General features: G+C 63.9%; 27 protein-coding genes and 1 tRNA gene. 10 read left to right on the forward strand and 18 right to left on the reverse strand.

What is annotated here, in order from left to right; translation table 11 throughout:
- Positions 1 to 2: 2 nt before the first annotated feature.
- The 5 genes from ENHY17A_RS13540 to ENHY17A_RS13560 all read left to right on the forward strand — a co-directional run bounded on the left by ENHY17A_RS13540 (position 3) and on the right by ENHY17A_RS13560 (position 4,854).
- Positions 3 to 1,037 (forward strand): DUF481 domain-containing protein, encoded by a 1,035-nt coding sequence (locus ENHY17A_RS13540; protein ID WP_159713504.1) that lies wholly within the window; start codon positions 3 to 5, stop codon positions 1,035 to 1,037.
- Between the two features lie 44 nt (positions 1,038 to 1,081).
- Positions 1,082 to 2,290 carry a hydrolase gene (locus ENHY17A_RS13545; protein WP_159713506.1) on the forward strand — a complete coding sequence of 403 codons (1,209 nt, stop codon included), beginning with the start codon at positions 1,082 to 1,084 and terminating at the stop codon, positions 2,288 to 2,290.
- A complete protein-coding gene (locus ENHY17A_RS13550) occupies positions 2,287 to 3,297 on the forward strand; it encodes an arginine N-succinyltransferase (RefSeq protein ID WP_159713508.1) in 1,011 nt (336 codons plus the stop codon). The genes ENHY17A_RS13545 and ENHY17A_RS13550 overlap by 4 nt, the downstream gene beginning before the upstream one ends.
- A 1-nt stretch (position 3,298) precedes the next feature.
- Positions 3,299 to 4,552, forward strand: coding sequence for an N-succinylarginine dihydrolase (locus ENHY17A_RS13555; protein ID WP_159713510.1), 1,254 nt, complete (start codon positions 3,299 to 3,301; stop codon positions 4,550 to 4,552).
- Positions 4,553 to 4,629: 77 nt separating this feature from the next.
- On the forward strand, positions 4,630 to 4,854 hold the full coding sequence (locus ENHY17A_RS13560) for a hypothetical protein (protein ID WP_159713512.1): 225 nt from the start codon (positions 4,630 to 4,632) through the stop codon (positions 4,852 to 4,854).
- Here the strand turns inward: ENHY17A_RS13560 and ENHY17A_RS13565 are convergent.
- The 11 genes from ENHY17A_RS13565 to ENHY17A_RS13615 form a co-directional block, all read right to left on the reverse strand.
- A complete protein-coding gene (locus ENHY17A_RS13565) occupies positions 4,851 to 5,675 on the reverse strand; it encodes a transglutaminase family protein (RefSeq protein WP_159713514.1) in 825 nt (274 codons plus the stop codon). The genes ENHY17A_RS13560 and ENHY17A_RS13565 overlap by 4 nt on opposite strands.
- The gene (locus ENHY17A_RS13570) at positions 5,672 to 6,610 is read right to left on the reverse strand and encodes an alpha-E domain-containing protein (protein WP_201296455.1); all 939 of its coding nucleotides are present in this window, start codon (positions 6,608 to 6,610) and stop codon (positions 5,672 to 5,674) included. Before ENHY17A_RS13570 ends, ENHY17A_RS13565 begins: the two co-directional genes overlap by 4 nt.
- Before the next feature lie 13 nt (positions 6,611 to 6,623).
- On the reverse strand, positions 6,624 to 8,105 hold the full coding sequence (locus tag ENHY17A_RS13575; protein WP_159713518.1) for a circularly permuted type 2 ATP-grasp protein: 1,482 nt from the start codon (positions 8,103 to 8,105) through the stop codon (positions 6,624 to 6,626).
- Positions 8,106 to 8,294: 189 nt separating this feature from the next.
- Complete coding sequence (locus ENHY17A_RS13580) at positions 8,295 to 8,906, reverse strand: redoxin domain-containing protein (protein WP_236547978.1); 612 nt, start codon at positions 8,904 to 8,906, stop codon at positions 8,295 to 8,297.
- 16 nt (positions 8,907 to 8,922) lie between these two features.
- On the reverse strand, positions 8,923 to 10,977 hold the full coding sequence (locus tag ENHY17A_RS13585; protein ID WP_159713520.1) for a protein-disulfide reductase DsbD family protein: 2,055 nt from the start codon (positions 10,975 to 10,977) through the stop codon (positions 8,923 to 8,925).
- Positions 10,978 to 11,038: 61 nt separating this feature from the next.
- On the reverse strand, positions 11,039 to 11,200 hold the full coding sequence (locus ENHY17A_RS13590) for a hypothetical protein (RefSeq protein WP_159713522.1): 162 nt from the start codon (positions 11,198 to 11,200) through the stop codon (positions 11,039 to 11,041).
- Positions 11,197 to 11,361, reverse strand: coding sequence for a hypothetical protein (locus ENHY17A_RS13595; protein ID WP_159713524.1), 165 nt, complete (start codon positions 11,359 to 11,361; stop codon positions 11,197 to 11,199). Before ENHY17A_RS13595 ends, ENHY17A_RS13590 begins: the two co-directional genes overlap by 4 nt.
- Before the next feature lie 76 nt (positions 11,362 to 11,437).
- On the reverse strand, positions 11,438 to 11,827 hold the full coding sequence (locus ENHY17A_RS13600; RefSeq protein WP_159713526.1) for a GFA family protein: 390 nt from the start codon (positions 11,825 to 11,827) through the stop codon (positions 11,438 to 11,440).
- A 27-nt stretch (positions 11,828 to 11,854) separates the two neighbouring features.
- Positions 11,855 to 12,049: a DUF1289 domain-containing protein gene (locus ENHY17A_RS13605; protein ID WP_201296406.1), complete on the reverse strand. Its 195-nt coding sequence runs from the start codon at positions 12,047 to 12,049 to the stop codon at positions 11,855 to 11,857.
- Between the two features lie 5 nt (positions 12,050 to 12,054).
- On the reverse strand, positions 12,055 to 13,554 hold the full coding sequence (locus ENHY17A_RS13610) for a DEAD/DEAH box helicase (protein ID WP_159713528.1): 1,500 nt from the start codon (positions 13,552 to 13,554) through the stop codon (positions 12,055 to 12,057).
- Between the two features lie 103 nt (positions 13,555 to 13,657).
- Positions 13,658 to 14,083, reverse strand: coding sequence for a hypothetical protein (locus tag ENHY17A_RS13615; protein ID WP_159713530.1), 426 nt, complete (start codon positions 14,081 to 14,083; stop codon positions 13,658 to 13,660).
- A 114-nt stretch (positions 14,084 to 14,197) separates the two neighbouring features.
- Here ENHY17A_RS13615 and ENHY17A_RS13620 point away from each other — a divergent pair, with 114 nt between their 5' ends.
- Positions 14,198 to 15,649: an FAD-binding oxidoreductase gene (locus tag ENHY17A_RS13620; RefSeq protein ID WP_159713532.1), complete on the forward strand. Its 1,452-nt coding sequence runs from the start codon at positions 14,198 to 14,200 to the stop codon at positions 15,647 to 15,649.
- A gap of 56 nt (positions 15,650 to 15,705) precedes the next feature.
- On the forward strand, positions 15,706 to 16,503 hold the full coding sequence (locus ENHY17A_RS13625; RefSeq protein WP_159713534.1) for a SapC family protein: 798 nt from the start codon (positions 15,706 to 15,708) through the stop codon (positions 16,501 to 16,503).
- Between the two features lie 237 nt (positions 16,504 to 16,740).
- Here the strand turns inward: ENHY17A_RS13625 and ENHY17A_RS13630 are convergent, their stop codons facing one another.
- Positions 16,741 to 17,595 (reverse strand): N-formylglutamate amidohydrolase, encoded by an 855-nt coding sequence (locus tag ENHY17A_RS13630; protein ID WP_159713536.1) that lies wholly within the window; start codon positions 17,593 to 17,595, stop codon positions 16,741 to 16,743.
- Between the two features lie 108 nt (positions 17,596 to 17,703).
- Here ENHY17A_RS13630 and cpdR point away from each other — a divergent pair, with 108 nt between their 5' ends.
- From cpdR to ENHY17A_RS13645, 3 genes are all read left to right on the forward strand, one after another.
- Positions 17,704 to 18,081, forward strand: a complete 378-nt coding sequence (gene cpdR, locus ENHY17A_RS13635; protein ID WP_159714673.1) for a cell cycle two-component system response regulator CpdR — start codon at positions 17,704 to 17,706, stop codon at positions 18,079 to 18,081.
- Between the two features lie 217 nt (positions 18,082 to 18,298).
- Positions 18,299 to 18,373, forward strand: a tRNA-Val gene (locus ENHY17A_RS13640).
- 282 nt (positions 18,374 to 18,655) lie between these two features.
- Positions 18,656 to 19,192 (forward strand): AAA family ATPase, encoded by a 537-nt coding sequence (locus tag ENHY17A_RS13645; protein WP_159713538.1) that lies wholly within the window; start codon positions 18,656 to 18,658, stop codon positions 19,190 to 19,192.
- A gap of 134 nt (positions 19,193 to 19,326) precedes the next feature.
- On the opposite strand, the gene ENHY17A_RS13650 is transcribed toward ENHY17A_RS13645, so the two are convergent.
- From ENHY17A_RS13650 to ENHY17A_RS13675, 6 genes are all read right to left on the reverse strand, one after another.
- Positions 19,327 to 19,953 (reverse strand): glutathione S-transferase family protein, encoded by a 627-nt coding sequence (locus tag ENHY17A_RS13650; RefSeq protein ID WP_159713540.1) that lies wholly within the window; start codon positions 19,951 to 19,953, stop codon positions 19,327 to 19,329.
- Positions 19,954 to 20,228: 275 nt separating this feature from the next.
- Complete coding sequence (locus tag ENHY17A_RS13655) at positions 20,229 to 20,924, reverse strand: DUF1013 domain-containing protein (protein WP_236547979.1); 696 nt, start codon at positions 20,922 to 20,924, stop codon at positions 20,229 to 20,231.
- Positions 20,925 to 21,032: 108 nt separating this feature from the next.
- Positions 21,033 to 22,055 carry a glycosyltransferase family 4 protein gene (locus tag ENHY17A_RS13660; RefSeq protein WP_159714677.1) on the reverse strand — a complete coding sequence of 341 codons (1,023 nt, stop codon included), beginning with the start codon at positions 22,053 to 22,055 and terminating at the stop codon, positions 21,033 to 21,035.
- A 125-nt stretch (positions 22,056 to 22,180) separates the two neighbouring features.
- A complete protein-coding gene (locus tag ENHY17A_RS13665) occupies positions 22,181 to 23,047 on the reverse strand; it encodes a UDP-2,3-diacylglucosamine diphosphatase (protein ID WP_159713542.1) in 867 nt (288 codons plus the stop codon).
- An 84-nt stretch (positions 23,048 to 23,131) separates the two neighbouring features.
- Positions 23,132 to 24,883, reverse strand: coding sequence for a flotillin family protein (locus ENHY17A_RS13670; protein WP_159713544.1), 1,752 nt, complete (start codon positions 24,881 to 24,883; stop codon positions 23,132 to 23,134).
- Positions 24,884 to 24,887: 4 nt separating this feature from the next.
- On the reverse strand, positions 24,888 to 25,505 hold the full coding sequence (locus ENHY17A_RS13675) for a YqiJ family protein (protein WP_159713546.1): 618 nt from the start codon (positions 25,503 to 25,505) through the stop codon (positions 24,888 to 24,890).
- Positions 25,506 to 25,526: the final 21 nt, after the last annotated feature.

Raw genomic sequence — 25,526 nt, forward strand, 5'->3', positions numbered from 1 at the left:
CCGTGCGTCGCGTCCTCCCCCTCCTCCCGCTCATATTATTTGCGCTACCCGCTCATGCCCAGGAAGCGAGCGAGGACACCGTGCAGATCATCCCCGTCGAATTGCCGCCGCCGCCGATCATCATCGTCCCGGTCGAACAATTCCTGCCGCCCGCAACGCCAGTCGCCTCCGCGCACATGCCGCCCGGCAAGATCAAACGCCCGATGCCGGACCGCGCGCGTCAGACGCTCGACGCGGCGCTCGCGACGAATAACGAGGGCGAGGTCAACACGGTCGTCAAATATCTGCGCCGCTCCTATCCCGACCATCAGGGAGAGTTCACCCGCATCGCCGGCGACTGGAAGCGCGCGCGCGAGGAAGCCGCGATCCGCCGCCTACAGGAATCTGATTTCTGGGAACTGGCCAAGGGCAAGGTCGAGGTCGGCGGCTTCCAGACCACCGGCAACACCAGCAATACCGGCGTCCACGGCGTCATCGACCTAGGCCGCGAAGGCTTTTCCTGGCGGCACAAATGGCGTCTGAACGCCGAGTATCAGGAAAGCGCGGGCAACACGACGCGCGAGCGTTACGTCGCGTCGTACGAGCCCAACTACAAGGTCGATGACCGGCTCTTTATCTTCGGCACCGCGCTTTACGAAAGCGACCGGTTCGCTGGATATTTCGCACGCTATTCGACGGCGGCGGGCGCGGGTTACACCGCGATTCGCGACGGCGGAAAAGTGCTCAACGTCTCCCTCGGCCCGGCATTCCGCCACACTGATTTCACGACGCAACCCACCGAATCCGATCTGGCGGCACGCGGCAGCATCGAATTCGACTGGCGGTTGAGCCCGACGATCACCTTCGATCAGGATGCCTCCTTCTACGTTCAGGCATCGAACAGCAGCACGGTGACATCGACGACGGCGGTCCGCGCGCGGCTGTTCGGCCCGATCCAGGGGCAATTATCCTATCTGGTCAATTACGAATCCATGCCACCGATCGGCCGCAAGAGCGTGGATACGACCAGCCGTGCTTCCGTGGTCTATGCCTTCTAACGCTCGGGTTCCGTTTCTCCACGCTCCACGCTAGAGCCGTTCCAATGATAACGCTAAGCCGAGAGGAACAGACCACCGCCGAAAAGGCGGGCGACGCGGACATTTTGCCGCTGGTTGAGCGCTGGGTCGCGGTAAACAGCGGGACGCGCAACGTCGCCGGGGTAGAGGCAATGGGCGAATTACTCGCCGACAGCTTCTCGGTCCTGCCCGGCGACATCGCGATGGTCGAACCGACAGCCGTCGATGCCGTCCGCCCCGATGGCGTGGTCGAAGCGATCGAACATGGCCGCCACATGCACCTGACCGTCCGCCCCGACGCACCCGTTCAGATGCTGTTTACCGGGCATATGGACACCGTGTTTCCGGTCGATCACCCGTTCCAGACCGCGACCTGGCGCGAGGACGGTGCGCTGAACGCACCGGGTGCCGCCGACATGAAGGGTGGCCTCGCGCTGATGCTCGCTGCGCTTGAGGCGGTGGAGGCATCGCCGCTCGCGCCGCAATTCGGCTATGAAGTCGTCATCAATTCGGACGAGGAAACCGGCTCCTTTTCCTCAGCCGCGCTGATCGAACGCGCCGCGCGGGGCAAGGTCGCCGCGCTTACCTACGAACCCGCTCTACCCGACGGCACGCTGGCGGGCGCGCGCGGGGGCACCGGCAATTTCTCGATCACGGTCCGCGGAAAGAGCGCCCATGCCGGGCGAAATCCCGATGATGGCCGCAACGCCGTGCTTGCCGCCGCCGCCATCGCGCTAAAGCTCGCAGAGGCGCGCGCACCGACGCTATCGGTCAACCCGGCGCGGATCGATGGTGGTGGCCCCAACAATGTCGTCCCCGACCTCGCTGTGCTGCGCGTCAATTTCCGCCCGCATTGCGCCGCCGAAATCGATCGCGCGCGCGCCGCAATCGAGGACGCCGTTGCTGAGATTGCCGCCGCGCACGACGTGAAAATCGACGTCCATGGCGGCTTCAACCGCCCGCCAAAGCCGATCGACCCGCAAGCCGAACGCCTGTTCCATTTGGTCCGCGATGTCGGTGCCGCGCTTGGCCAGCCGATCGCGTGGAAAGCGACCGGCGGCGTGTGCGACGGCAACAACATCGCTGCGTGCGGCGTCCCCATCATCGACACGATGGGCGCGCGCGGTGGCGCGATTCACTCATCTGACGAATTCATGATCCCCGAAAGCCTGGGCGAACGCGCCAGCCTGTCGGCGGTCACCATCCTTCGCATCATTTCCAAAGGGCTGTCATGACGTTCCGCATCCGCGCCGCGCGCGACGAAGACCTGCAACCCTTGTATGAAATGGCGAAGCTGACCGGCGGCGGCTTCACCAACCTGCCCCCCGACAAGCCCGCGCTGACCGCCAAGCTGGAGCGCAGCCACGAAGCGTTCGCGCGCGACGAAGACAGCGTGAAGGACGAATTGTTCGTCCTCGTCCTCGAAAATATCGACACCGGCGAAGTCCGCGGCACCTGTCAGATTTTCACCCAGGTCGGCCAGAAATGGCCCTTCTACAGCTATCGCATCCACACGCTGACCAAGCACAGTCAGGAACTGGACCGCACCTTCCGCGCCGAGCTGCTCAGCCTGACCAATGACCTCGAAGGATGCAGCGAAGTCGGCGGGCTGTTCCTGCACCCTGGCGAGCGCGCGGGCGGGCTGGGCATGTTGCTCGCGCGCAGCCGTTACTTGTTCATCCGCGCCCATCGTGCGCGCTTTGCCGATCGCATTCTCGCCGAGCTTCGCGGCGTCATCGACGAAGCGGGCGGATCACCCTTCTGGGATGGGGTCGCAGGACGCTTCTTCGGGATGAATTTCCAGCAAGCCGACGAGTTCAACGCCACCCATGGCAATCAGTTCATCGCCGACCTGATGCCCGAACATCCCATCTATATCTCGATGCTGTCGGAAACCGCGCGCGCCGCGATCGGCCTGCCGCACCCTTCCGGGCGCGCGGCGATGCGCATGCTGGAGAATGAGGGATTTCGGTTCGAGAATTTCGTCGACATCTTCGATGGCGGCCCGACCATGACGGCACGCGTCGACGAGGTGCGCTCGATCAAGGACGCCCGCGATGCGGAAGTGTCGGACATCGGCGAGGCCGAATCGACCGCCATCCTCTCAACCGGGCGGCTGGCCGATTTCGTTGCCGTATCGGGTGATTGCCATGTGTCGGGCGACCGCATCGCACTGACCCCCGACACTGCCCGCGCACTGGGCGTCTCGGTCGGCGACACCGTCAGCCATATCGGTCGCTGACATGCTGCAAGAGATTAATTTCGACGGGATCATCGGCCCCAGCCACAATTATGCCGGGCTCAGCCCCGGTAACCTTGCGGCGACCGGCAATCGCGGCAAGGTGTCGCAACCGCGCGCTGCCGCGCTCCAGGGCCTGGAAAAGATGCGCGCAAACCTGCGGCTGGGCCTGACCCAGGGAATCTTTGTACCCCAATCGCGCCCCGACACCGGCTGGCTCGCGGGGCTGTCGACCGATTATGCAAACGCGCCCGTCCATCTGCAAGCTCAGGCGCTCTCGGCGTCGTCGATGTGGGCCGCCAACGCCGCGACCGTGTCCCCCGAACCCGATACAGCCGATGGTCGCACGCACCTGACCGTCGCCAACCTCATGACGATGCCGCATCGTAGCCATGAATGGCGCGAGACTCTGGCGCAGCTTCGCCTCGCCTTCGCAAACGAAGCGTTTGCCGTCCACGCCCCCGTCCCCGCCCCGTTCGGCGATGAGGGCGCGGCAAACCACATGCGGATGTGCTCGGCGCATGGCGCGCCCGGCGTCGAAATCTTTGTCTATGGCGTCACCGGCGGGCCGTTTCCGGCGCGGCAGCACCGCGAGGCCAGCGAAGCCGTCGCCCGCGCCCATCGGCTCGACCCCGCCCGCACGCTGTTTGTCCAGCAGTCGGAAGCAGCGATTGCAGCGGGCGCATTCCACAACGACGTGGTTGCCGTCGCGAACGAACGCGTATTGTTCGCGCATGAACAGGCATTTGCAGACCGCGAGGGGTTTTACGCCGACCTTCGCGCCGCGATGCCCGATGCCGAAATCGTCGAGGTCCCCGCCGACCGCGTTTCGCTCGCCGACGCGATCCAGTCCTATCTGTTCAACGCGCAGCTCGTTACGCTGCCGACGGGCGAGATGGCATTGATCCTGCCCGGCGAGGCGCAGGAAAACACCAGCGTCTGGTCCTGGCTGCAAGAAATGATTGCGGGCAACGGTCCGATCCGTCGGCTGGAGGTCGTGGATGTACGCCAGTCGATGGCAAATGGCGGCGGTCCTGCCTGCCTGCGACTGCGCGTCGTCGCCGACTCCGCCACGATCGATCCGCGGTTTCTGGTCGATGAGGCCAAACTGGACCGCGTCGCCGCCGTCATCGCCGAACACTGGCCAGCCGAAATCGCGCAGGATCAGATTGCCGATCCCGCCCTGATCGACCAGATCACCGCAGCACGCATCGCCTTGTTAAACATGCTCGATCTGCCCGACTTCCTGTCGGGTTAATTGACAGGTAACCAAGTTCGTTCATCCGTAAACCGCGTAATTCGGCGGCTGGCACGATGCATGCTTAACCTTTTGGCATGTGGACGCGTATTGCCAGACTGTTCGTCATCAAAACCAAGTTCGAGGCGTTTCTGATCCTCTACGGCCTCGCGCTTGGTGCGACCGAACGCGGGGTTCACTTCGTCCAGAAATATCCCGGCTGGCTCGGCTGGTTCATGTTCGCGCTCTGCCCGATCGCTGTTTTCATGGCCGGACATCGCATCCTCGATTCGCTCGAGCGCGAGCGCGACGAGATGCGTTAATCGTTGCCGCCGCCAAGCTGGTCGACGCTGAGTTCGACGTCCATCTCTTCCTTGCCGTCCCCCAGTCGCGAACCGGCGATCGGCGCCGTTTCGTTGGAGTCCAGCCCGACTGCGACGCGGATGTGGTCGAGGTCCGGGGATTGTCCGATGGAAGGATCGAACCCGATCCAGCCGATGTCCTCGACATGGGCTTCGACCCAGTCATGCGGGCGCGGGTGCGCGCGATCGACGCACGGCACCAGACTGTATCCGCCGACGTGGCGCGCCGGTATCCCGGCATGGCGCGCGGCGGCCAGAAACACGTGCGACAGGCCGCGCGGCGACAGCGACGTGTCCGTGAAACAATCGGGCGCGGCGCACGGTGCCGTACCGGATGCGCTTGCAGTAACCTCGAACCGCTCATGCACCGCATGGTTCAGCCGCTGTAGCCACGCCGCCGGGTTCTTCGAAGGATCGCCGATCGCATCGGAAAAGGCTGCGATCGCCGCATCGGCGCGGGTCAGCGGCGTCATCCTCCGGAACACCAGCGGCGGCATCGGCTCGGGTGCGCCCCGCGCAATCCCATGCGTTTCGGATGTCAGCACTTCCCCCGACACGACGATCTCAATCTCCTCGATCGGACCATCGGCATACAGCATCGTCACTGCATTGCCGTAGCCGTCCGGCTGATACCGCAATTTCGCGTCGCAGCTGACCGAGATGTTCCAGTCCACGATGGTCTGGCCTTCGGTGCCGAGCGGCGTCATCCGCAGCATCTGCACCAGCCGCGCCTGCGGTTTGCTGAACCGGTAATGCGTCCGGTGATCGACCGCGATCCTCATGTCACGAACCGGAACTGACGGGCGATGGCGGCATGGAGCATCGCATTTTCCCGAATAAAGGCCTGAAGAAATTCGTGCATCCCGCTGATGACGATCTCCGCCGATCGCGTGCGCTGCATCCGCCCGACCCGCGCACGCGCCATGCGGTCGGCCTCGCCGTGCAGCCCGGTGCGCTTGGCGAGCATCCCGAGTACGTCCACCGTCTCTTCGGAACAGGCCGTCAGGGAGCGCGGCATCTCAGGCCTGGCGATCAACAGGTCGACGACTGACGACACGCGCAGCCCGTCATTATAGAGCCAGCGATAGGCGGTGACGGCCGACACGGTTTGCAGGATCGTCGTCCACTGATCGCGATCGACGACCCCGCCGACGCTTTCGCCTTCGGGCAGCAGTAGGTGATATTTGACGTCGAGCAATCGCGCGGTGTTGTCCGCCCGCTCGATCGCGGCACCCAGTCGGATCAGCGCGGTCGCCTCGTTCCGCATCATCCGCGAAACCGCGCCCTCGAACCCGCGCGTCTCAGCCTTGACCGCTTCGAGCAGATTGAGCGTCGCGTTGGTGCCACCAGGGCTCGCCCGGTTCTGGAACAACAGCCAGGCGCGGTTGATCGCCGTCCACGCATCGCGGGTGAGCGCGGTCCGCACCGCGCGCGCATTGTTGCGCGCGGCGTTCAGGCACGACATGATCGACCCGCCATGCGCTGCATCAAGCGTCAGGAATCGGGCAACATGTTGTTGGCTCAGCGTCTGCGCGGTCTTGGCGAAATCCTTTTCGGTATAGGTCACGCGCAGTGCACTCGCCCATGCCGCCTCGCCCGCCGGGCGCGGGGATAGCGCGTCGAGCCGCACCGTCGCTTCCACCAGCCGCGCGATGAAATCGGCACGTTCGACATATCGGCCGAGCCAATAGAGCGACGCCGCCGTGCGCGCGAGCATCAGCATGGCGCGCTCACAGTCTACCGCCCTGGGTCTGGCTCTGACTTTGCGGCGCCGCCGGCCCGTCGTCCATCAGCACGAAACTGTCCTTGGTGCCGCCACCTTGGCTGGAATTGACGACCAGCGAGCCTTCGCGAAGTGCGACGCGCGTGAGGCCGCCGGGTACCACCTGAACCCCGCGGCTGCCGGTCAGCACGAACGGCCGGAAATCGACGTGGCGTGGCGCGAGACCCTTTTCGGTCATCGTCGGCACGGTCGAAAGCGCTAGAGTGGGCTGCGCGATGTAGCGATGTGGCTCGGCGATCAGCGCGGCGCGGAAATCCTCGATCTCCTGCTTGCTTGCGGTCGGCCCGACCAGCATCCCATATCCGCCCGATCCGTCGACAAGCTTGACGACGACGTCCTCCAGATTGTCGAGAACGTACTTCAGCGCTTGCGGTTCGCGGCACCGCCACGTCTCGACATTGGGTAGTTTGGCCTCTCCGCCGGAATAGAATTTCACGATATCCGGCATGTAGCTGTAGATCGCCTTGTCGTCGGCGATCCCGTTGCCCGGTGCGTTGATCAGCGTGACATTGCCCGCGCGATACGCCGCCATGATCCCGGGCACGCCCAGCATCGAATCCGGTTTGAACACCAGCGGGTCGAGGAAGTCGTCGTCGATCCGGCGATAGATCACGTCCACCCGCACGCGCCCGGCGATCGTCCGCATATAGACGATGTCGTCATCGACGATCAGGTCGGCGGGCTCGACCAGTTCGACGCCCATCGAATCGGCCAGGAAACTATGCTCGTAATAGGCCGAATTGAAATGCCCCGGGGTCAGGACGACGCATAACGGCTCGCCGCGGCAGGATGGCGGCGCGACCGATCGCATCGTCTCGTGCAACCGGTCGGGATAGCTGTCGACCGCCGCAACGCGGTAAGCGCGGAACAGTTCGGGGCACAGCCGCAACATCGCCTCGCGGTTCTCGAGCATATAGCTGACGCCCGACGGGGTACGGGCATTGTCTTCGAGTACGAAGAATTCGTCCGGCCCGGTCCGCACCAGATCGATACCGCAGATATGCGCCCAAACGTCGTGCGGGGGGCGGATCCCGGCGACCTCGGGCCGAAACTGATCGTTGCAGAAAATCAGGTCGGGCGGCACCACGCCTTCCTTAAGAATGCGCCGCTCGCCGTAAATGTCGTTCAGGAATGCGTTGATCGCCTCGACTCGCTGAATCAGTCCGTCGGACAATCGAGTCCATTCGCTGGCAGTGAAGATGCGCGGCACGATGTCGAACGGGATGATGCGCTCGCTGGCGTCACGCTCGCCATAGACGGCAAAGGTGATCCCCAATTGGCGAAATGCGGCTTCGGCGGCCTGCAGACGACGATCCATTTCGGACCCCGGCGTGTCCTGCATCCACCGCGCGAGATCGGAAAACTCCGCTCGCGGCCTCGTCGGGCCGCCGCGTCCCCAGATTTCGTCGAATGCCCCGCGCTTCCCCATCATCTCTCCGAACCACCGGAAAGTCCGGCGGTTCCATGCTGCTACGCTTTGCTGCGTCGCACAAGGGGGTCCGCCGTCAATCCGTCATCCCAGCGACCCGAAGGGCGGCGAGGCCAACGCTGGGGTCTCATGCCGGACAAGAGCCGCCTGAGATGCCAGCCTGCGCTGGCATGACGATTTGGACGTCGATCACGCGTCGGGATATTTGACGGTGCAGCCATAGGCCCGGCTGGTGGCAACCGAGACCGGTTTGCCCGCACGGACCTCCTCGACTGCCGCCAGCACATGGTTGCGCGCGGTCGCGATGTCGGCGACGTTGGCCGTCGGCTTGTCGTCGATCGCACCCTGATAGACGAGCGCGCCTGCCGGATTGATGACATACATGTGCGGCGTCGTCTTGGCGTCGTAGCCCTTGCCGACGATCCCGCGCGGATCGAGCAGATAATGGGTGGGCGTCGAATTCTGATCGGCGATCAGCTTCTTGGCTTCGGCCCCGTTCATATGCCCTTGCTTGCCGGGCGCGCCCGAATTGATCGTCAGCCACACGCCGCCCGCCGACGTCACGGCGTTCTGCGTTTTTTGCATGTTGCCGCTTTTGTAATGCTTCACCACGAACGGGCAGCCGGGATTGTGCCATTCGAGCACCACCAGCTTTCCCTTGAAATCGGACAGTGCGACATTGTTACCGTTGACATCGGTCAGCCGGAAATTGGTTGCTTGGGCACCGTTCGACACCTGTGCCGAGGATGGGATGGCAAAGGCCGCGACAGCCGCGACGCTCGCAATGATCATGCGCTTCATTCGTCTCTCTCCTTTTTTACGTCGCCACCAGATCGGTGAGCATACCCGGCGTCAGCACTTGCGGCATAACGCGCGGCCCCTGTTCCCCCGGAGCATACCATAGATAAAGGGGCACGCCTGCGCGGTTGTGCCGCTCGATAAAGCGGCCGAGTTCGGGATTGCCGTCGGTCCAGTCGCCGACCAGCACCGCGACGCCGCCATCGCCGAAGGCCTTCGCCACCCGGTCGGTTTCGATCGCGGCCTTCTCGTTGACCTTGCACGTCACGCACCAGTCGGCGGTGAAATAGGCGAAGACGGGTTTTCCCTGCGCCCGCAATTCTTCCAACCGCGCCTCGGTAAAGGGTTCCGCACCCAGGACAGCGGGCGACATGGCCTGCGCAGGTGCGCGGGTCACCGTCCCCACCGCGACTAGCGAAACTGCTGCCAGCGCGGCGGCGGGAACCCAGGCGGCATTCGCCCCCCGCCCCTGCCGTCTACCGGTCCACCAAAGGCCCAGCGCGAACAGCAACGCCGCGCCGATCCCCAGCGTCATGCCATCGACGCCAGCCTGACGTCCCAATACCCAGGCGAGCGCCAGCGCGGTCAGGAACATCGGCACCGATAGCGCCTTGCGGAATGTATCCATCCACGCCCCCGGCTTGGGCAAACGACGCCGCAGCGCGGGCACGAAGCCCAACAGCAGGAACGGCAGCGCCAACCCCAGCCCCAGCCCCGCGAACACCGCCAGCGCCGCGGGCCACGGCAGCACCAGCGCCGCGCCAAGCGCCAAGCCCATAAACGGCCCGGTGCACGGTGTCGCGATGAAGGCGGCCAGCGCACCGGTCAGGAACGATCCCCCCGCCCCGCTGGCGCTCAATTTGTTGACCGCGCCCGGCGTCGCAATCTCGAACAGTCCGGCCAGATTGAGCGCGATGGCCGTCACCAGCAGCAACAGGAACAGGATGACGCGCGGATCTTGCAACTGGAATGCCCAGCCCGCGCTTGCACCCGCCGCGCGCAAGCCCAGCAACAACGCGCCCAGCGCGACGCACACCAGCACGACGCCCGCCGTATAGGCCAGCGCATCGCGCCGCGCCGCACCTTCGGACGCACCCGATTTGGCGAGGCTGAGCGCCTTCAGACTCAATATCGGGAACACGCACGGCATGACGTTCAGGATCAGTCCGCCCAGAATCGCCCCGCCCAGCGCCAGCAACGCCGCGCCCCAGGCAAAAGCTGCGCCGCCCTCGACCGCCGCCACTGCGCCCGGCGTCGCCGCCAGCGACAATCCGCGCCCGTTGCCGATCGCCAGCACCCCTTCGATTGCGTCGGGCGCACCTTCGGCGGCGATCGTTTCGATCACCAGCATATCGCCGTCGCGCGCAGCCGATTGGGGCGCGGCCATGTCGATGATGTCGCCGGTCGCCGGATAGAAATAGGGGTCGATCGCGGTCGCGTCCGCCGGATAGGGCACCGCCAGACGGAACATGCGCTGCGCGCCTGCTGCCTGCACGATCTCGAAGGTTGCGTCCGAACCCAGCGGCTTGGGCAATTTCGCCCGCCAGCCATCGAACCGCGCGCGCGCATCCGACGCGATCGCGCCGTCGCCGACCGTCAATACGGTCGACACCGACGCGCTTTCGGGCACGCAAATCTCGTCGGTACAGACCAGATAATCGACTTTGGCTGCGACCGGGATGCGCGTGCCGGGCGCAAGTCCAGCGGGAATCGAAAGCGTCGCAAACTGCGCGAACTCACCTTCGTAGATGTAATTCATCAGCCCGCCGATGATCAGCCGCTGCGGCACGGGATATTGCAGCGGCCCGGCGCTAACCCCGTCAGGCAGGGTCCATGCGACACTGGTTTCGATCCCCGCATCGCCAGGATTCTTCCAGTATCCATGCCAGGTCGGCTTGGGCCGCGACACGAATGCCAGCGTCACTTCGCTGCCAGCGGCGGGCGCGGCGCTTTCCGCCTCCAGCGTCATCGCGATATAGGGCGGCTGATCGGTGCCGAGCTGCGCCGATGCAGGCAGCACAAGCGCCGCAACGATCGCGCACAGACAAGCCACTACAAATCGAACGCTACTCATTCGCCATCCCGTGCCGATGATCGGATCGGAAGAGACTAACAGGCTCGCACGATTTTACGAGTCATCGTCCCATCGTCCTGCGTACCAGCCACAGATGGAGCAGTTGCCCGGCGATCAACGCCACGCCGATCATCGCTTGAACTTCTCGTACCGCACTAGCGTCTCCGCTTGGATCGCCACGTTCGCCAAATGCAATTCCGAACAGGATCACGCTGCCGATCACCGGTACGACGCCAGCGCGATCCGGCGGGGTGCACTCCACATGACGTGTTTGCCCGGTGTCCATTGCATCGGCAGATCGCCACCATCCCCGATGCGCCAGTGCGCGACTGTTGCAATCCCGACCATGATCGCAACGAAGACGGTGGCGATAGCGAACAACATGGCTTTTCTCTCGAGCCAGGATAGCTTCGGCGGATCGGTCTGCAATGCCTGTGGGAAACCTATAGGCGTTGGCCTGCTACGACTCCTGCGGCACTCCATCGGCGATGTCGTAATAATCGCCCTTGTCGCAAACGAAAATGTGCATCTCCAGGTGCGTGTCCGTGGGCATATCGAACGCGCCCATCGCCACCGCGGTTCGCGGCTGATGGATGGGTTTCCAGAACAGCGCCGAGCCGCAAGTGGCGCAAAAACCGCGTCTTACTTGTGCGGAGGACTGGAACCAGCGGACCTGGTCTTCCCCAATAACCGTCAGCCGGTCGTCGGGCACGTCGGTCGATGCCCAGACATGGCCCGATACGCGCCTGCACTGGCTGCAATGACAGGCGTCGGGAGCTTTCAGGTCGCCGGTAACGACAAAGCGGACCGCCCCGCACAGGCAGGAACCGGAATATTGGGGGTCGCTCATCTGGGCCTCGCGATCACGTCGCGCGCATCATGCCTCTTTCGTCGCGATCCGATCAAGGATGGCCTGTCGCCGCGCATCGGTCGCGTCCGGCCACTCGGCAATTTCCGCCAGCGTGCGGTCGCAGCCTTTGCAGGTGCGGCTGACGGAATCGACCTTGCAGATGCCGATACATGGGCTCTGGACCGCGGCGATGGGTACGTATTCGAGGAAGTCGTCGTCCACGCGCTTCAGCGGCCGAGCGTTACATCCAGGAATGCCGGCATCGGGCCGTTCCAGCCGTCGTCCGCTTCTTGATCCGCGTCACGCTCACGACCGCGACGCGGACGGGGCACATCGCGCTCGGTCCGATCAGGACGGGGAGCGCGTTCTTCGCGCGGGGGACGCGCTTCGCGAGCCGGACGCGGCTCGCGCGCAGGCCGTTCCTCGCGTGGGGCACGCGCTTCACGCGCGGGGCGCGCTTCGGATTTTGCAACCGGCGCGGCGGCTTCCGCTGCCTCTACCAACGGCGCATCGGCCGCAGCCTTTGGCTTGCGCCCACCACGGCTGCGCGGCTTTGCCGCAGGCTTGCCTTCTGCTTCGCCGTCGCGTGCTTCCTGCGCGTCGGCAGCACTCGTAACGCCATCGTAGCGAGCAATCTTGTGACCCGTCAGCTTCTCGATATTGTCGATATTCTCTGCGTCTTCGCTCGTGACAAGCGTAAACGCGACGCCCGTCGCGCCCGCGCGTCCGGTCCGACCGATGCGGTGAACATAATCGTCCGGGTGCCAGGGCGCGTCGAAATTGAACACGTGGCTCACGCCCTTGATGTCCAGCCCGCGCGCGGCGACGTCGGATGCGACCAGCACGTTGACTTCGCCCTTCTTGAACAGGTCGAGTTCGGCCAGCCGCTGCGACTGGTCCATGTCACCATGGATCTCGCCCGATTTGAAGCCCGAACGCTTCAGCGACTTGTTCAGCTCGCGCACCGTCGTCTTGCGGTTGCAGAAAATCACCGCGCTGGTGACGTCCGCCGCACCCAACAGCCCGCGCAGCGTATCGCGCTTTTTCGGCGCGCTCGTCTCGACCACCCACTGGGTGATGCTCAGATTGGCGGACGCGGGCCGCGCCACTTCGATCTGCTTGGGATTGGAAAGGAATTTGTCGGCGAGCTTTTTAATGGGCGGCGGCATCGTCGCCGAAAATAGCAAAGTCTGGCGGTTCTTGGGCAGCTTGGTGCAGATTTCCTCGATATCGGGGATGAACCCCATGTCGAGCATCCGGTCGGCCTCGTCGATCACCAGCAGGTCGCAACCGGTCAGCAAAATCTTGCCGCGCCCGAACAGGTCCATCAACCGGCCCGGCGTCGCGATCAGGACATCGACGCCCTTTTCCAGCGCCGCCATCTGGTCGCCCATCGACACGCCGCCGATCAGCAGCGCCATCGATAGCTTGTGATACTTGCCGTATTTCTCGAAATTCTCGGCCACCTGGGCAGCGAGTTCGCGCGTCGGCTCAAGGATCAGGCTCCGCGGCATCCGCGCGCGGCTGCGGCCATGCGCCAGGATGTCGATCATCGGCAGCACGAAGCTGGCGGTCTTGCCGGTGCCCGTCTGGGCGATGCCGATCAGGTCACGCATCATCAATACGGACGGGATCGCATTCGCCTGAATCGGCGTCGGCTCAGTATAACCGGACTCGTTGACTGCGCGCAGCAGTTCGTCGGAAAGGCCGAGATCGGCAAAGTTCATGCAAGGTTCCGGAAATGGGGCATGGTTACGCACGCCGTGCTAGCGCCCGCGCCGTCGCGGATTTACCGCATTTTGTCAAGGAAAACGCCGTTGCTCCGCTGTATCAGTCGGCAGGAACCAATCGGCGGAACGTATCGATCTCGCACATGGCGCCCGACCGGGTGCGGATCGAATCGCGATCGGCACAGATTCGGCCGTCCGTGGTCTGGCGAATGTAGAAGCCCGAATAGAAATCGAGGCTGGGGCAACGCTTGTCGAGCCGGGCGCGCATCCGCTCGCCATTGTTGGTTAAAAGGTCGATGTTCCGGCGGTCGCGCACGGCGGCGGCGGCGATCCGCTCGGTCGCGATGCAACGCGGGGCGCGGCGCTCTTCCCACTTCTGCTGGCTCGGCGGCTTGGTCCCACGCGGCGGGGGCGCCATCTTTGGCACGCGGATGGTCACCCGCTGGCTGAAGGTCGCCCGGACACTGCGTTGCTGATCGAGCACGACCATAGCATTCGGCGCTGACGATGCGGTCAGTGCAGCCATGGCAGCAGCGATCAGGAAAAAGGACAGAGATTGCACGACCACGGGTGTTTAGCGCGATCGGTTGAACAGTCGATGAATTGTCGCACCCGACTGCGACATGCTAGCAACACTGCCATGAAAAATGCGGCTCAATGGCAACTGATCGATCAGGTTCGCGCACGCTTCGGACCGCGTGCCGCCGTAACCGATGCACATGACATCGCCCCCTGGCTGACCGACTGGCGCGGGCGTTTCCACGGCGCGGCGGCGGCAATCCTGGCTCCCGTCGATCGGGACGAGGTCGCAGCGATCGTCGCGATGGCCCATGCGCTGGGCGTCGCGCTGGTTCCCCAAGGGGGCAACACGTCGATGGTCGGTGGCGCGACGCCGCCTGTCGATGGCTCGGCGCTGGTCCTGTCGCTCCGACGGCTGAACCGGATACGCTCGATCGAACCAGCAGCGGGGATCGCGATTGCGGAAGCCGGAGTCATCCTGTCGGACTTGCACATAGCGGCGGACGCGCAAGCAATGCGATTTCCGCTAACGCTCGGGGCAAAGGGGTCGGCGACGATCGGCGGGCTCGTCTCGACCAACGCAGGCGGCACCCAGGTTTTGCGCTGGGGCACGATGCGCAAACTGGTCGCGGGCGTGGAGGCGGTGCTCCCCGATGGCTCGATCCATGACGGGCTGGCCGCGCTCAAGAAGGACAATCGTGGCTATGATATCGACCAGTTGCTGATCGGGGCGGAGGGCACGATCGGCATCGTTACCGCCGCCGCGTTGCGTCTGGCCCCTGCCATCCATGCGCGCGCGGTGGCGTGGGTGGGCCTCGCTTCCCCGCACCGCGCGCTGGGCCTGTTGCGCTTCTTCGAGCGGCGCACCGACGCCGTCGAGAGTTTCGAGATCATCCCCGCCTCTGGGCTCGCGCATGTACTCGCACACATCCCGGACACCCGCGCACCGATTTCGGGCGAACACCCATGGCATCTACTGATTGAAGCGGTGTCGAGCGATGGCGATGACGAGCCCCCCGCCTCCCTGGTCGAACGGCTACTGGGAGAGGCGCATGCATCGGGCCTCATCGAGGACGCGACCGTCAGCGCCAGCGAAGCACAGGCAACGGCATTCTGGCGCATCCGCGATTCGCTGTCCGAGGCGGAACGCGCGCAAGGACCGGCGGTGCAGCATGATATTTCGGTGGGTGTCGCGGCGATGCCCGATTTTCTGATCGATGCTGCCGCTGCGGTGATGGCGCGCTATCCGGGCACGCATGCGACCGGGTTCGGGCATCTGGGCGACGGTAATGTCCATTTCCATGTCCGTGCGCCGGAAGGGGTGGATCGAGACGCCTGGTACAAGAACGAAGCTCCCGGAATTACGCGCTTCGTCCATGATCTGGTGGTGGCCGCGGGCGGATCGATTTCCGCCGAACACGGCATCGGCCAGATGAAGCGCGACGAACTCGCTCGGCTCGGCCCGCCATCGCGCATCGCGGCACTCACCGCGATCAAGCGCGCGTTCGACCCTTCGAACTTGATGAATCCCGGAAAGCTCGTCACGCTTGCGCCATCGGCCTGCGATCAATAAACGCGCAGCGCAATCGAACGATACGAAATTCCTGTCCAGTTTCCACGGAGAAGACGATGGCCAGCGCGCCTCAGAACCAGTTACCGATCCTTTATAACGATCTGATGCCGCTCTCGAGCGTCGATCATGCCGATTATCGTATCCGCCCCGCCGAGAAACTTCCCTTTCTGGGCAAGGTTCACGCCGTACCCGTCACGGTCGAAGAATTTCCGCTGATTCAGCGCCGGATGCCGATCGTATTTTCCGACGGTGACGATGCCATCCCGCTGGTGTTGATGGGCCTGAACGAAGGCGTTAACACGTTTATCGACGAAGAAGGCGCGCTGGTCGAGCAGGACGTCTATGTCCCCGCTTATATCCGCCGTTATCCTTACATGCTGGCACGGCTTCGCCCCGACAGCGAGGAAATGTCGCTGTGTTTCGATCCCAGCGCGGAATCGATCGGGGCGTTCCCGGATGGCGAAGCACTGTTTGCCGACGGCCAGCCGACCGACCTGACCAAGAACATCCTGCAATTCGCCGAACAATTCGAACAGGCGGGTCAACGCACCGGCCAGTTCATGAAGGAACTGCGCGACGCGGAACTGCTGATGGCAGGCGAGGTGTCGATCACCGTACCGGGTCAGGAGCAGCCCTTCGTCTATCGCGGGTTCCAGATGGTGAACGAGGAAAAGCTGCGCGATATGCGCGGCGACCAGCTTCGCAAGATGAACCAGAACGGCATGTTGCCGCTGATCTATGCGCACCTGATGTCGCTGTCGCAGATGAGCGAAATCTTCAACCGCCAGCAGCGCCAGGGCAAAGGACCGCAAGTCGGCGCCCCCCAGGCGCAGTCGGTCGAAACCGTCCAGTAATCGGCGCTTTTCAACGAAAGTCGGGGGCGTGGCCACAATTGTGGCCGCGCCCCTTTTCATGCAATTTTTCAGGTGCTTGCTGCCCCTTGAAGCCGGTTTGCGCTTCCCCTATATTGGTCGTGCGCGGTTCCCGTGTTCCCCCCCTTTCGCGGGGTCGCGCGACACGCCTTCGGGTGTGTCTCCTCCCTGAACCTTGGCCACCTCGTGCATCATGCACGGGGTGGTTTTTTTATGTGCCTATTCGGCGGCGCGGGGGAGGGCGGTGATCTCGTCGGCGACCGCGCTGATGATCGAGCGGAGCAATCCCGCCGTCGCCGCCAGCCCCGCGCCCGGCTGGTCCAGGTTCGCATCGAGATAGAGCGTGCGGTCGATTTCGATCTGGATCGCATCGATCCCGCGTGTCGGATTGCCGTGCGTGTCGAGGATGTGTCCGCCTGCATAGGGCGAATTCAGCGCAAAGCGTACGCCGTGCGATCGAATGACCGATTCGACCAACGCCACCGTCGGCGCACTTGCCGATCGCCCGAACCGATCGCCGATGACGATACGGGCGGGATCGGGTGCTTCGATCGGCGGCATCGAATGAATGTCGAGCAGCACCGCGCGCCCGAATGCATCGCGCGCCGACCGAAGCGCGGCGGCCAACGCGGCGTGATAGGGGCGGTGATCGGCGGCGATGCGCGCAGCGACTTCCTCGCCCGAAAAACGGCGCCGCCAAAGCAAGGTCGCGCCGCTCGCCCGACGCGGCACCAACCCCAGCCCACCGCGCAGCTTCGACGATCCGCCCGGCTGGCTTTTCGCATCCGCCCCCAGATCGACTGCTGGGTCGCGTTCATGTTCGCCGCGATTGAGGTCGATCCACGCCCGCGGTCGTCGCGCAACGAACAGCGTTTCGGCGCGGCGCGCCAGCAACGCCAGCGAATCGACATGGCGATCCTCCAACGGCAGCAATTGGTCGAACGGCACGCCAAGCGCGTCGATCAGCGCGGGCGGATAATCGCGACCGGCGTGCGGCACCGACAACAGCACCGGCGAGCGGGGCGCAACCGGCCCATGCCGGTCGAAACTGATGGCAGGGGCCGCATCGTCCATTCTGCAACGCTATGCCGCACAAAGCACAGCGGCAAGCCGACGGGTCTGGAAAATGTTAAGGGATGCGCGCATAGAATGACGCTCTCCAAATCGAGCGCGGGCGTGGGCATGTTCAGAATTTTGCTGGCCGAAGACGACCAGGTAATGCGCGAATATCTGACGCGCGCGCTGGAACGTGCGGGCTATGCCGTATCGGCGGTCGATCGCGGCACCGCCGCGCTGCCATTGATCGAGACCGAACCGTTCGACCTGCTGCTCACCGACATCGTCATGCCGGAAATGGATGGCATCGAGCTCGCGCAAAAGGCCAGCGACATCGCACCCGACATGCGCGTGATGTTCATCACCGGTTTTGCGGCGGTCACGCTGAAAGCGGGTCAGGCGATGCCGCAGGCGCGGGTGCTGTCCAAGCCGTTCCACCTGCGCGATCTGGTGCTGGAGGTCGATCGCCTGTTCGAGAATGTGAAGCTGCCCAACAGCAACTAGAAAATCAGGCTCTCAACCCCGTCCTACCTCCACCGTTCGCAGTGAGCCTGTCGAAATGCTGTCCTTTTTGGAAGCGAAGAAGGACAGTGCTTCGACAAGCTCAGCACGAACGCGATGGGATCATTCTGTCTAATTGTAGCTTACCCCGATGCCTTGCCAAAAAAGCTTCGATTGCGGGTTGCCAGCCGAACGAGGCCCGGCTAATGCCCCGCCTCTCGGGCGCGTAGCTCAGTGGTAGAGCACTGTGTTGACATCGCAGGGGTCGCAAGTTCAATCCTTGCCGCGCCCACCATAAACCCAGCCAGACCAAGCGGTTTGGCTGGGTTTTTGTTTTTTTGGCGCTGCGTGATGCCCGAGCGTGAAGCGCTCAAGCACAAAGCTGGGCAAAGTCATTCGCTCCCGAAATGCTCGCCTCGACCTTTACCCGAACCGCCCATGTGTAACGTCGGCTAACGACCCCATAGAGGCCGTGAGGCGGAATAGGACGGGTTGCCGAAACCGGCCGATCGTTCAGCGCGACCTTTCCCGTCGTTGGATCGTTTTCGAGAAGGACGGTCTCAGCCATAAGGATCGTATGACAAATCACCTTCACATCATCACCGGCGGCCCTGGATCGGGCAAAACGAGCTTGATCGACGCGCTTACAGCCGAGGGTATCCGGCATATGCCAGAGGCCGGCAGGGCAATTATTCAGGACCAAGTGGAGATTGGCGGCACAGCTCTCCCGTGGAGCGATCGGGAGGCATTTGCGGCGCTAATGCTCGGTTGGGAAATGAGGTCTTATCGTGAGGCAATGGGTGTGCCTGGCCCCATTATCTTCGACCGCGGCATCCCTGACGTGATCGGCTATTTGCGCCTGTGCGGACTGCCGGTTCCGGCATCTGCCATCAAAGCAGCCGAGCAGCGCCGCTATGCAAAAGAGGTGTTCATCGCTCCGCCCTGGCCTGCCATTTTTGAGCAGGACACCGAGCGCAAGCAGACGCTCGCTGAGGCAGAGGCGACCTATCTTGCGATGGTCAATGCCTATACCAGCTTTGGCTACGAGCTTGTCGCCCTTCCGCTGGCATCAATAGTGGAACGGGCAGGTTTCGTCCGCAGCCGGATCGCGTAGCTACCCCAAAGATCGATCGTCTTAGGGAAAGCGGTACGGCACAGTGTCGGCTATGCAGGTCGGTGCTCCCGTTACCGGACCGTCCGCTCTCCACCCAAAACCAGTCGAACCGCCAATGCTGTGGCTGCCCTAGCTTACCCCTCCCCCTCCTTCGGCATCGCAGCATCATCCTTCGCGCCTGCCGACTTGTAAGCCGCCCGCTCCGACAGCCGCGCGGCATAGGCCGCGAAGGCGTCGCGTTTGGGGAGCGTACCGAACTGGGTGCCCCACATCACATGGCTGCCGACATAGACGTCCGCCGCGGTGAAGCGGTCGCCTGCGATATAGGGATGCGCCGACACCGCCTTTTCCAGCACATCGACCACCCGGTCGTAGTCGCCGTATCCGACCATCGTCTTCTGCTCGTCGGTCGGCTCGACCTTCAGCGAACGGTTGGTGATCGCCGCTTCGACCGGTCCGGCAGCGAAGAACATCCAGCGGTAATAATCTGCGCGCTCCGCCTCGGTCGGGGCGAGGCCCGCGTCGGGAAATGCCTCCGCCAGATAGGCGCAGATCGCTGCGCATTCGGTCACGATCCGGTCGCCGTGGCGGATGGCAGGCACCTTGCCCATCGGATTGATCGCCAGATAGTCGGCGTCCTTCATCGTCCCGCCATAGCCGAGCAGAACCGTTTTATAGGGCGCGCCGGTTTCCTCGATCATCCAGCGCGCGATCCGGCCGCGCGACATCGGGTTGGTGTAGAGAATCAGTTGATCGGCCACGACTCGCATCCTCCTCAATCCATTGGAACGAAGTAGGAACGAGAATGGCGGTGCGGTCAAGGGCAGCGCGGGGAACCGGACGGAAATCGAGGCGCTCAGGCACTACCGGTCAGGGAGGGGACAGGGGCCGGCAACACCGAGCGCACTCGATACGTCCGACATCGCAATCCATGAAGATTGCCAGAGGGGCCCGGTCCGCAAGGGTCAGATAGGGAAGCGGGCGCTCCCTTCAAGGGGACGCCCGCCAAACTTGTTCGAAGCTGAAACGAGCGCGCTCAGCGCTTGAACGGGTCCGCCCAACCGGCCGGAAGGCCCGGCGTGCGCGTCGTCTCGACGCTTTCGGCATCGCCGGCATGTTCGGCCTCGTGCGCGGCACGTTCGCGCTCGGCACGCAATTCGGTGATCAGCGCTTCGCGGTCGCCCTCAAGTCGGGTATCGACTGGCGCTTCGATCCCGGCAGCCTTCGCGGCCTTCGCCACCAGCGCGTCGAGTTCGCGCTGCGAACACAGGCCGAGCGTGACGGGGTCTTTCGGCGTGATGTTGGCGATGTTCCAATGGCTGCGGTCGCGGATCGCGTCGATCGTGGTGCGCGTGGTGCCGATCAGTTTGCCGATCGCGCCGTTCGACACTTCGGGGTGATTGCGGATGATCCAGGCGATGCCGTCGGGCTTGTCCTGGCGCTTCGATACCGGGGTGTAGCGCGGGCCCTTGGTACGGCGGACCTGATCCGGCCCCTTTGCCATGACCAGCCGGTAATCGGGGTTGTCCTGACCCTTTTCGATTTCTTCCATGGTCAGTTCATGCGCGCGGACGGGATCGCGGCCGGTCAGCTTGGTCGCGGCGGTATCGTCGGCGATCGCCTGAATTTCCAGAATGTGCAGGCCGCAGAATTCGGCGATCTGCTCGAACGAAAGCGCGGTGTTGTCGACCAGCCAGGAAGCGGTCGCATGGGGCATCAGCGGCTGGGCCACGATCAAATCTCCGTGAAACAATAAGGGCCGCCCCTTCACGGAGCGGCCACCTCGTATAACGTCGATTTAGTCGCTGGCGCGGCGAAGGGCAAGGATCATCGCACGCAATTACGCCGCGTGCCTCATTCCCGGCAATGGTGAGAGGGCTTCGACGAACTGCGCTGCGCTCGCTTCCCAGGTGAAGCCGCGCCCATAGTCCGCGCAAGTGCTTCGATCGCGAGTCAGCGCGGCGGCAATCGCCCGGTCGAGATCGGCGTCCATCGCCCCGGTCGCGGGCGTCAACACATCGACCGGCCCGGTTACCGGATAGGCCGCGACGGGCGTGCCGCAGGCCAGCGCCTCGATCATCACCAGCCCGAACGTGTCGGTGCGGCTGGGGAAGACGAACACGTCGGCGGCGGAATAAATGCTCGCGAGTTCGCTGCCGAAGCGCGCGCCCATGAAGATCGCTTGTGGATAACGCGCGGCAAGCTTTTCCCGCGCCGGGCCGTCGCCGACGACGATTTTCGTGCCCGGATGGCCGCTATCCAGAAACGCCTCGATATTCTTCTCGACCGCGACCCGCCCGACATAGAGCTGCAACGGGCGGGGCAAGTGCAGCAGGCTGGGATGCGGCCGGACGCGGTCGTGGAAATGGCTCAGATCGACGCCGCGTCCCCAATGCTGCACCTGATCCAGCCCGTGATCGACGAGCGTCGCGCGGATCGACGGGGTTGAAGCCAGGATCGCCTGCGCCGGCCGGTGGAACCACTGGATATAGCGCCACACCCATTCGGCGGGCACGCCCGAACGCGCCGAGACATAATCGGGGAACTGGGTGTGATAGGCGGTGGTGAAGGGCAACCCCCGCCGCAGGCACCAGCGCCGCGCCCCGACGCAGAGCGGCCCTTCGGTCGCCAGATGAATGGCGTCGGGCGCGAACATCGCCAGCATGTCGCCCACCCGCCCGCTGCCCGCCAGCGCCAGCCGGATTTCGGGATAGGTGGGGCATGGCACCGATCGGAACAGGTCGGGCGAGACGACCAGGACTTCGTGCCCCTGCCCCTCCAGCACGGCGCGGACGGCCTGCAATGTGCGCACTACGCCATTGACCTGCGGTGCCCAGGCATCGGTGACGATCGCGATTTTCATGGACATCACGTCACGTTGCCCATCTCCGTTCGTTTCGAGCGAAGTCGAGAAACCTGGGCTGGGCGCTTGAACTGCGTTTCTCGACTTCGCTCGAAACGAACGGGGAGGATGGGGTGAATAGGAAATCACGCTGCCATCGCCTCGACCATCACCGGCGCGTCGCGTTTCGCCACCTCGTCCGCCCAGTGGAGGATTTCCATCGTGCCGTCGAAATGCTCGACCAGCGCGGTGCAGCCTTCCACCCAGTCGCCGTCATTATAATATTCGACGCCTTCGATCGTGCGCATCTCGGCGGTGTGGATATGGCCTGCGACCACCCCGTCGACCCCGCGCGACCCGGCTTCCTTCGCGACGATCCCCTCAAAGTCTGAGATGAACTCGACCGCGTTCTTGACCTTGTGCTTGGCGTGTTTGGACAGCGACCAGTACGGCATGTCCAGCTTGCGCCGCCAGAAATTGACCCAGCCGCTCAGCACCATCATCGCGTGGTAGGCAGCGTCGCCCAGATAGGCGAGCCAGCGATGCGACAACATGATCGCGTCGAATTCGTCGCCGTGCAGAACCAGCAGGCGCCGTCCGTCGGCGGTGGTGTGCACCGCCTGACGTCTGATCTGCACCCCGCCGAAGTTCAGCCCGGTGAACTGCCGGAACATCTCGTCGTGATTGCCGGGAATATAGGTGATCCGGGTGCCGCGCTTGGCCCGTTTCAGGATCCGCCAGACGATGTCGTTGTGCGAGGCGGGCCAGTAAAATTTCTTCTTCAGCCGCCAGCCGTCGATGATGTCGCCGACGAGATATAGTTGCTCGCTGTCGACATGGTCGAGAAAGTCGATGAGCATCTCTGCATTGCAACCGCGCGTGCCGAGATGGACGTCCGAAATCCAGATGGTGCGAAAACGCCGCCGCTCGGTAATCACTTTTTCCGGAATCGACGGTTCGTTCGGGAATTCGACCTGCGACAGATCGAACGGTAACCGGGTGACGGTTGCCATTGTGGGTACTCCCCCAATGCCCTGATGGGCCCTTGCCTGGGGGAGCCTATGCCCGTTCTGTGTGACGATTTGACCGAAACGCGGTTACGGTTTCGCGTCACGCTCCGGCTTGGGCGGTTGCGGTCGCGGCGCAGGCCGGGCGGGGGCACGCGGCGGTGCAACTTCGCTCGGCTTCATCGCCTGGGACGCTTCCGCTGCCCCCTTGACCAGAGCGTCTAGCGATCCGCCGTCGAAGCCCAGTTCCTTCATTAATCCGTCGAGCACCGGCGCCTGCGCCCGGTAGCGCAACGCCGCCGACACGGCCGAGCTGGCAAGGTTGCCGTCGCCCTCCCCCGCGCTGACGCTGCCGCCATCGCCGCCGCGTCCGGTCAGACCGTCGACTTGCACGATCTTGATCGAATCGATCGCTTCCATCGGCTTGGCGGCTTCGCGCACCAGTTCTGGCATGACTTTGAGCAGTGCGAGTTTGGTCTGGAGCGAAATCTGGTCCGACGACAATATGTTGGCGGCTTCGTTGACTGCACGCTGACCCGCGGCCTCGACTTCGAAGCGGACGCGATCGGCCTCCGCCTTCAGCTTGGCGGCCTCCGCCTCACCCTGAGCGACGACGCGCACCGATTCCGCGCGATCGGTCGCGGCCTGCTTCTCGGCCTCGGCCTGGACCTTCACGCTGATTGCGGCGCGTTCGGCCTCGCGGGCGGCGTCGATCAATTCGATCCGCTTGGTGCGCTCGGCAATCTCGGTCTCGCGCGAGGTCGTAACTTGTTCCTCGGCGGCGACCGCCTTGGCGCGAGCCTCGTCGGCCTCGGCCTTGGCCTGGCTTTCCTCGCGGCTTTTGTTCTGGACCGCGATCTGCTGTTCCTGGCGCGCCAGTTCGAGCGCCTGTTCCTGCGCGATCCGTGCTTCCTTGACGGCACGATCGGCTTCGATTTGCTGGCTGTCGACCTGCTTCTTGGCTTCGATCCGGGCATGATCGGCTTCGCGCTGGCGCTCTGCCTGTTCGCGGGCGACCTCCGCCCCTTGCGCAGCGCGACGGACTTCCAGCTCGCGTTCCTGTTCCAGCCGCGCGAATTCGGTGTCACGCCCGATCAGAAAAGACTGGCGCGCGGCTTCCAGATTTTTGGTCTCGATTTGAACGCGGGTATCCTGCTCGATGTCGTTGCGCGCTTTCTTGCGCAGTTCGATCTGCTCGGTCAGCTTGGTCAGACCCTCGGCGTCGAACGCGTTGTTGGCATTGAAATGCTCGATCGATGTCTGGTCGAGCCCGGTCAGCGATACCGATTCCAGCTCCAGCCCGTTCATCGCCAGATCGGCGGACGACACCTGCTGCACCTTTTGCACGAATTCGGCGCGCTGTTCGTGAAGCTGGTTCATCGTCATTCCCGCCGCGACCGAACGCAGCGCGTCGACGAACTTACCCTCGACCAGCTCCTTCAACGCTTCGGGGTTCATCGTGCGCAGGCCCAGCGTCTGGGCTGCGGTTGCGATCGACTGAGAATCGGGCTTCACCCGGACGTAGAATTCGGCCTTCACATCGATCCGCAACCGGTCGAGCGTAATCAGCGCATCGGCATTCTTGCGCTCGACCGCCAGCCGCACCGTGTTCATGTTGACCGGCATCGTTTCATGGAACACCGGCAACACCAGCGCGCCGCCGTTGATGACGACCTTTTCTCCGCCAAAGCCGGTGCGGACGAAGCCGATTTCCTTCGATGCGCGCTTGTACAGGCGGGCGACGATGAACCCCAGGATCAGCAGCGTCAGCAGGCCGACGCCCGCATAGATCAAATAGGGCAACACGGATCCTCCATCGTTGGTCGTCACGAGATCGTTCATCGGTTTACAGCTCCAGTCGCGGCAAGTGGTGGTCGCCGCGCGAGATCGCCCGGAATATGTCGCCGTCGCGGCGGACGATCAGAACGCGCTCGCCCTCGACGAAAGCCTGTCCGTCATTATCGGGTTCGACCATGATGAAATGCGCCTGGCCATATTGGTCCTCGGCGCGCGCACGCGCAGGTGATCCGGGCGTCGCGCGTCCGATCTGGATCGTCGCGCTGCGCCCGATCAGGACTTCGAGGGGTACGGCGGTGGTGTGATCGCGCGGCAGGATGCGTGCCAGTCCCCGCGCGCCCAGCCCCGTCAGTGGCAATGCTGCAGCCGCAGCAGCGGGTACGGCAATCCAGGGTGTCAGCAAATCGCCGGTCAGGTCGAACATCAACTGCTGCCCGACCAGCCCAACGATGCCGAAAACGCCAAGAAACAGCACGATCAGCATCAGCAGGGGCAACCGGCCGACGCCCAGCCAACTAAGCAGACCCGCGCCGCCATCCATGTCGAGATCGGCATCCGCGTCGAAATCGCCACCCAGCCCGATCGCATGGACGATCCCGATCAGGATCATCAGGATCAGCGCGGATACGAAAGCAATGTTCGCCGATGCCCCCAAAAACGCGAACACGCCCACTCCCCCAACAGCGAT

It is taken from the genome of Sphingomonas sp. AX6 (assembly GCF_902506605.1).
Taxonomy (GTDB): domain Bacteria; phylum Pseudomonadota; class Alphaproteobacteria; order Sphingomonadales; family Sphingomonadaceae; genus Sphingomonas.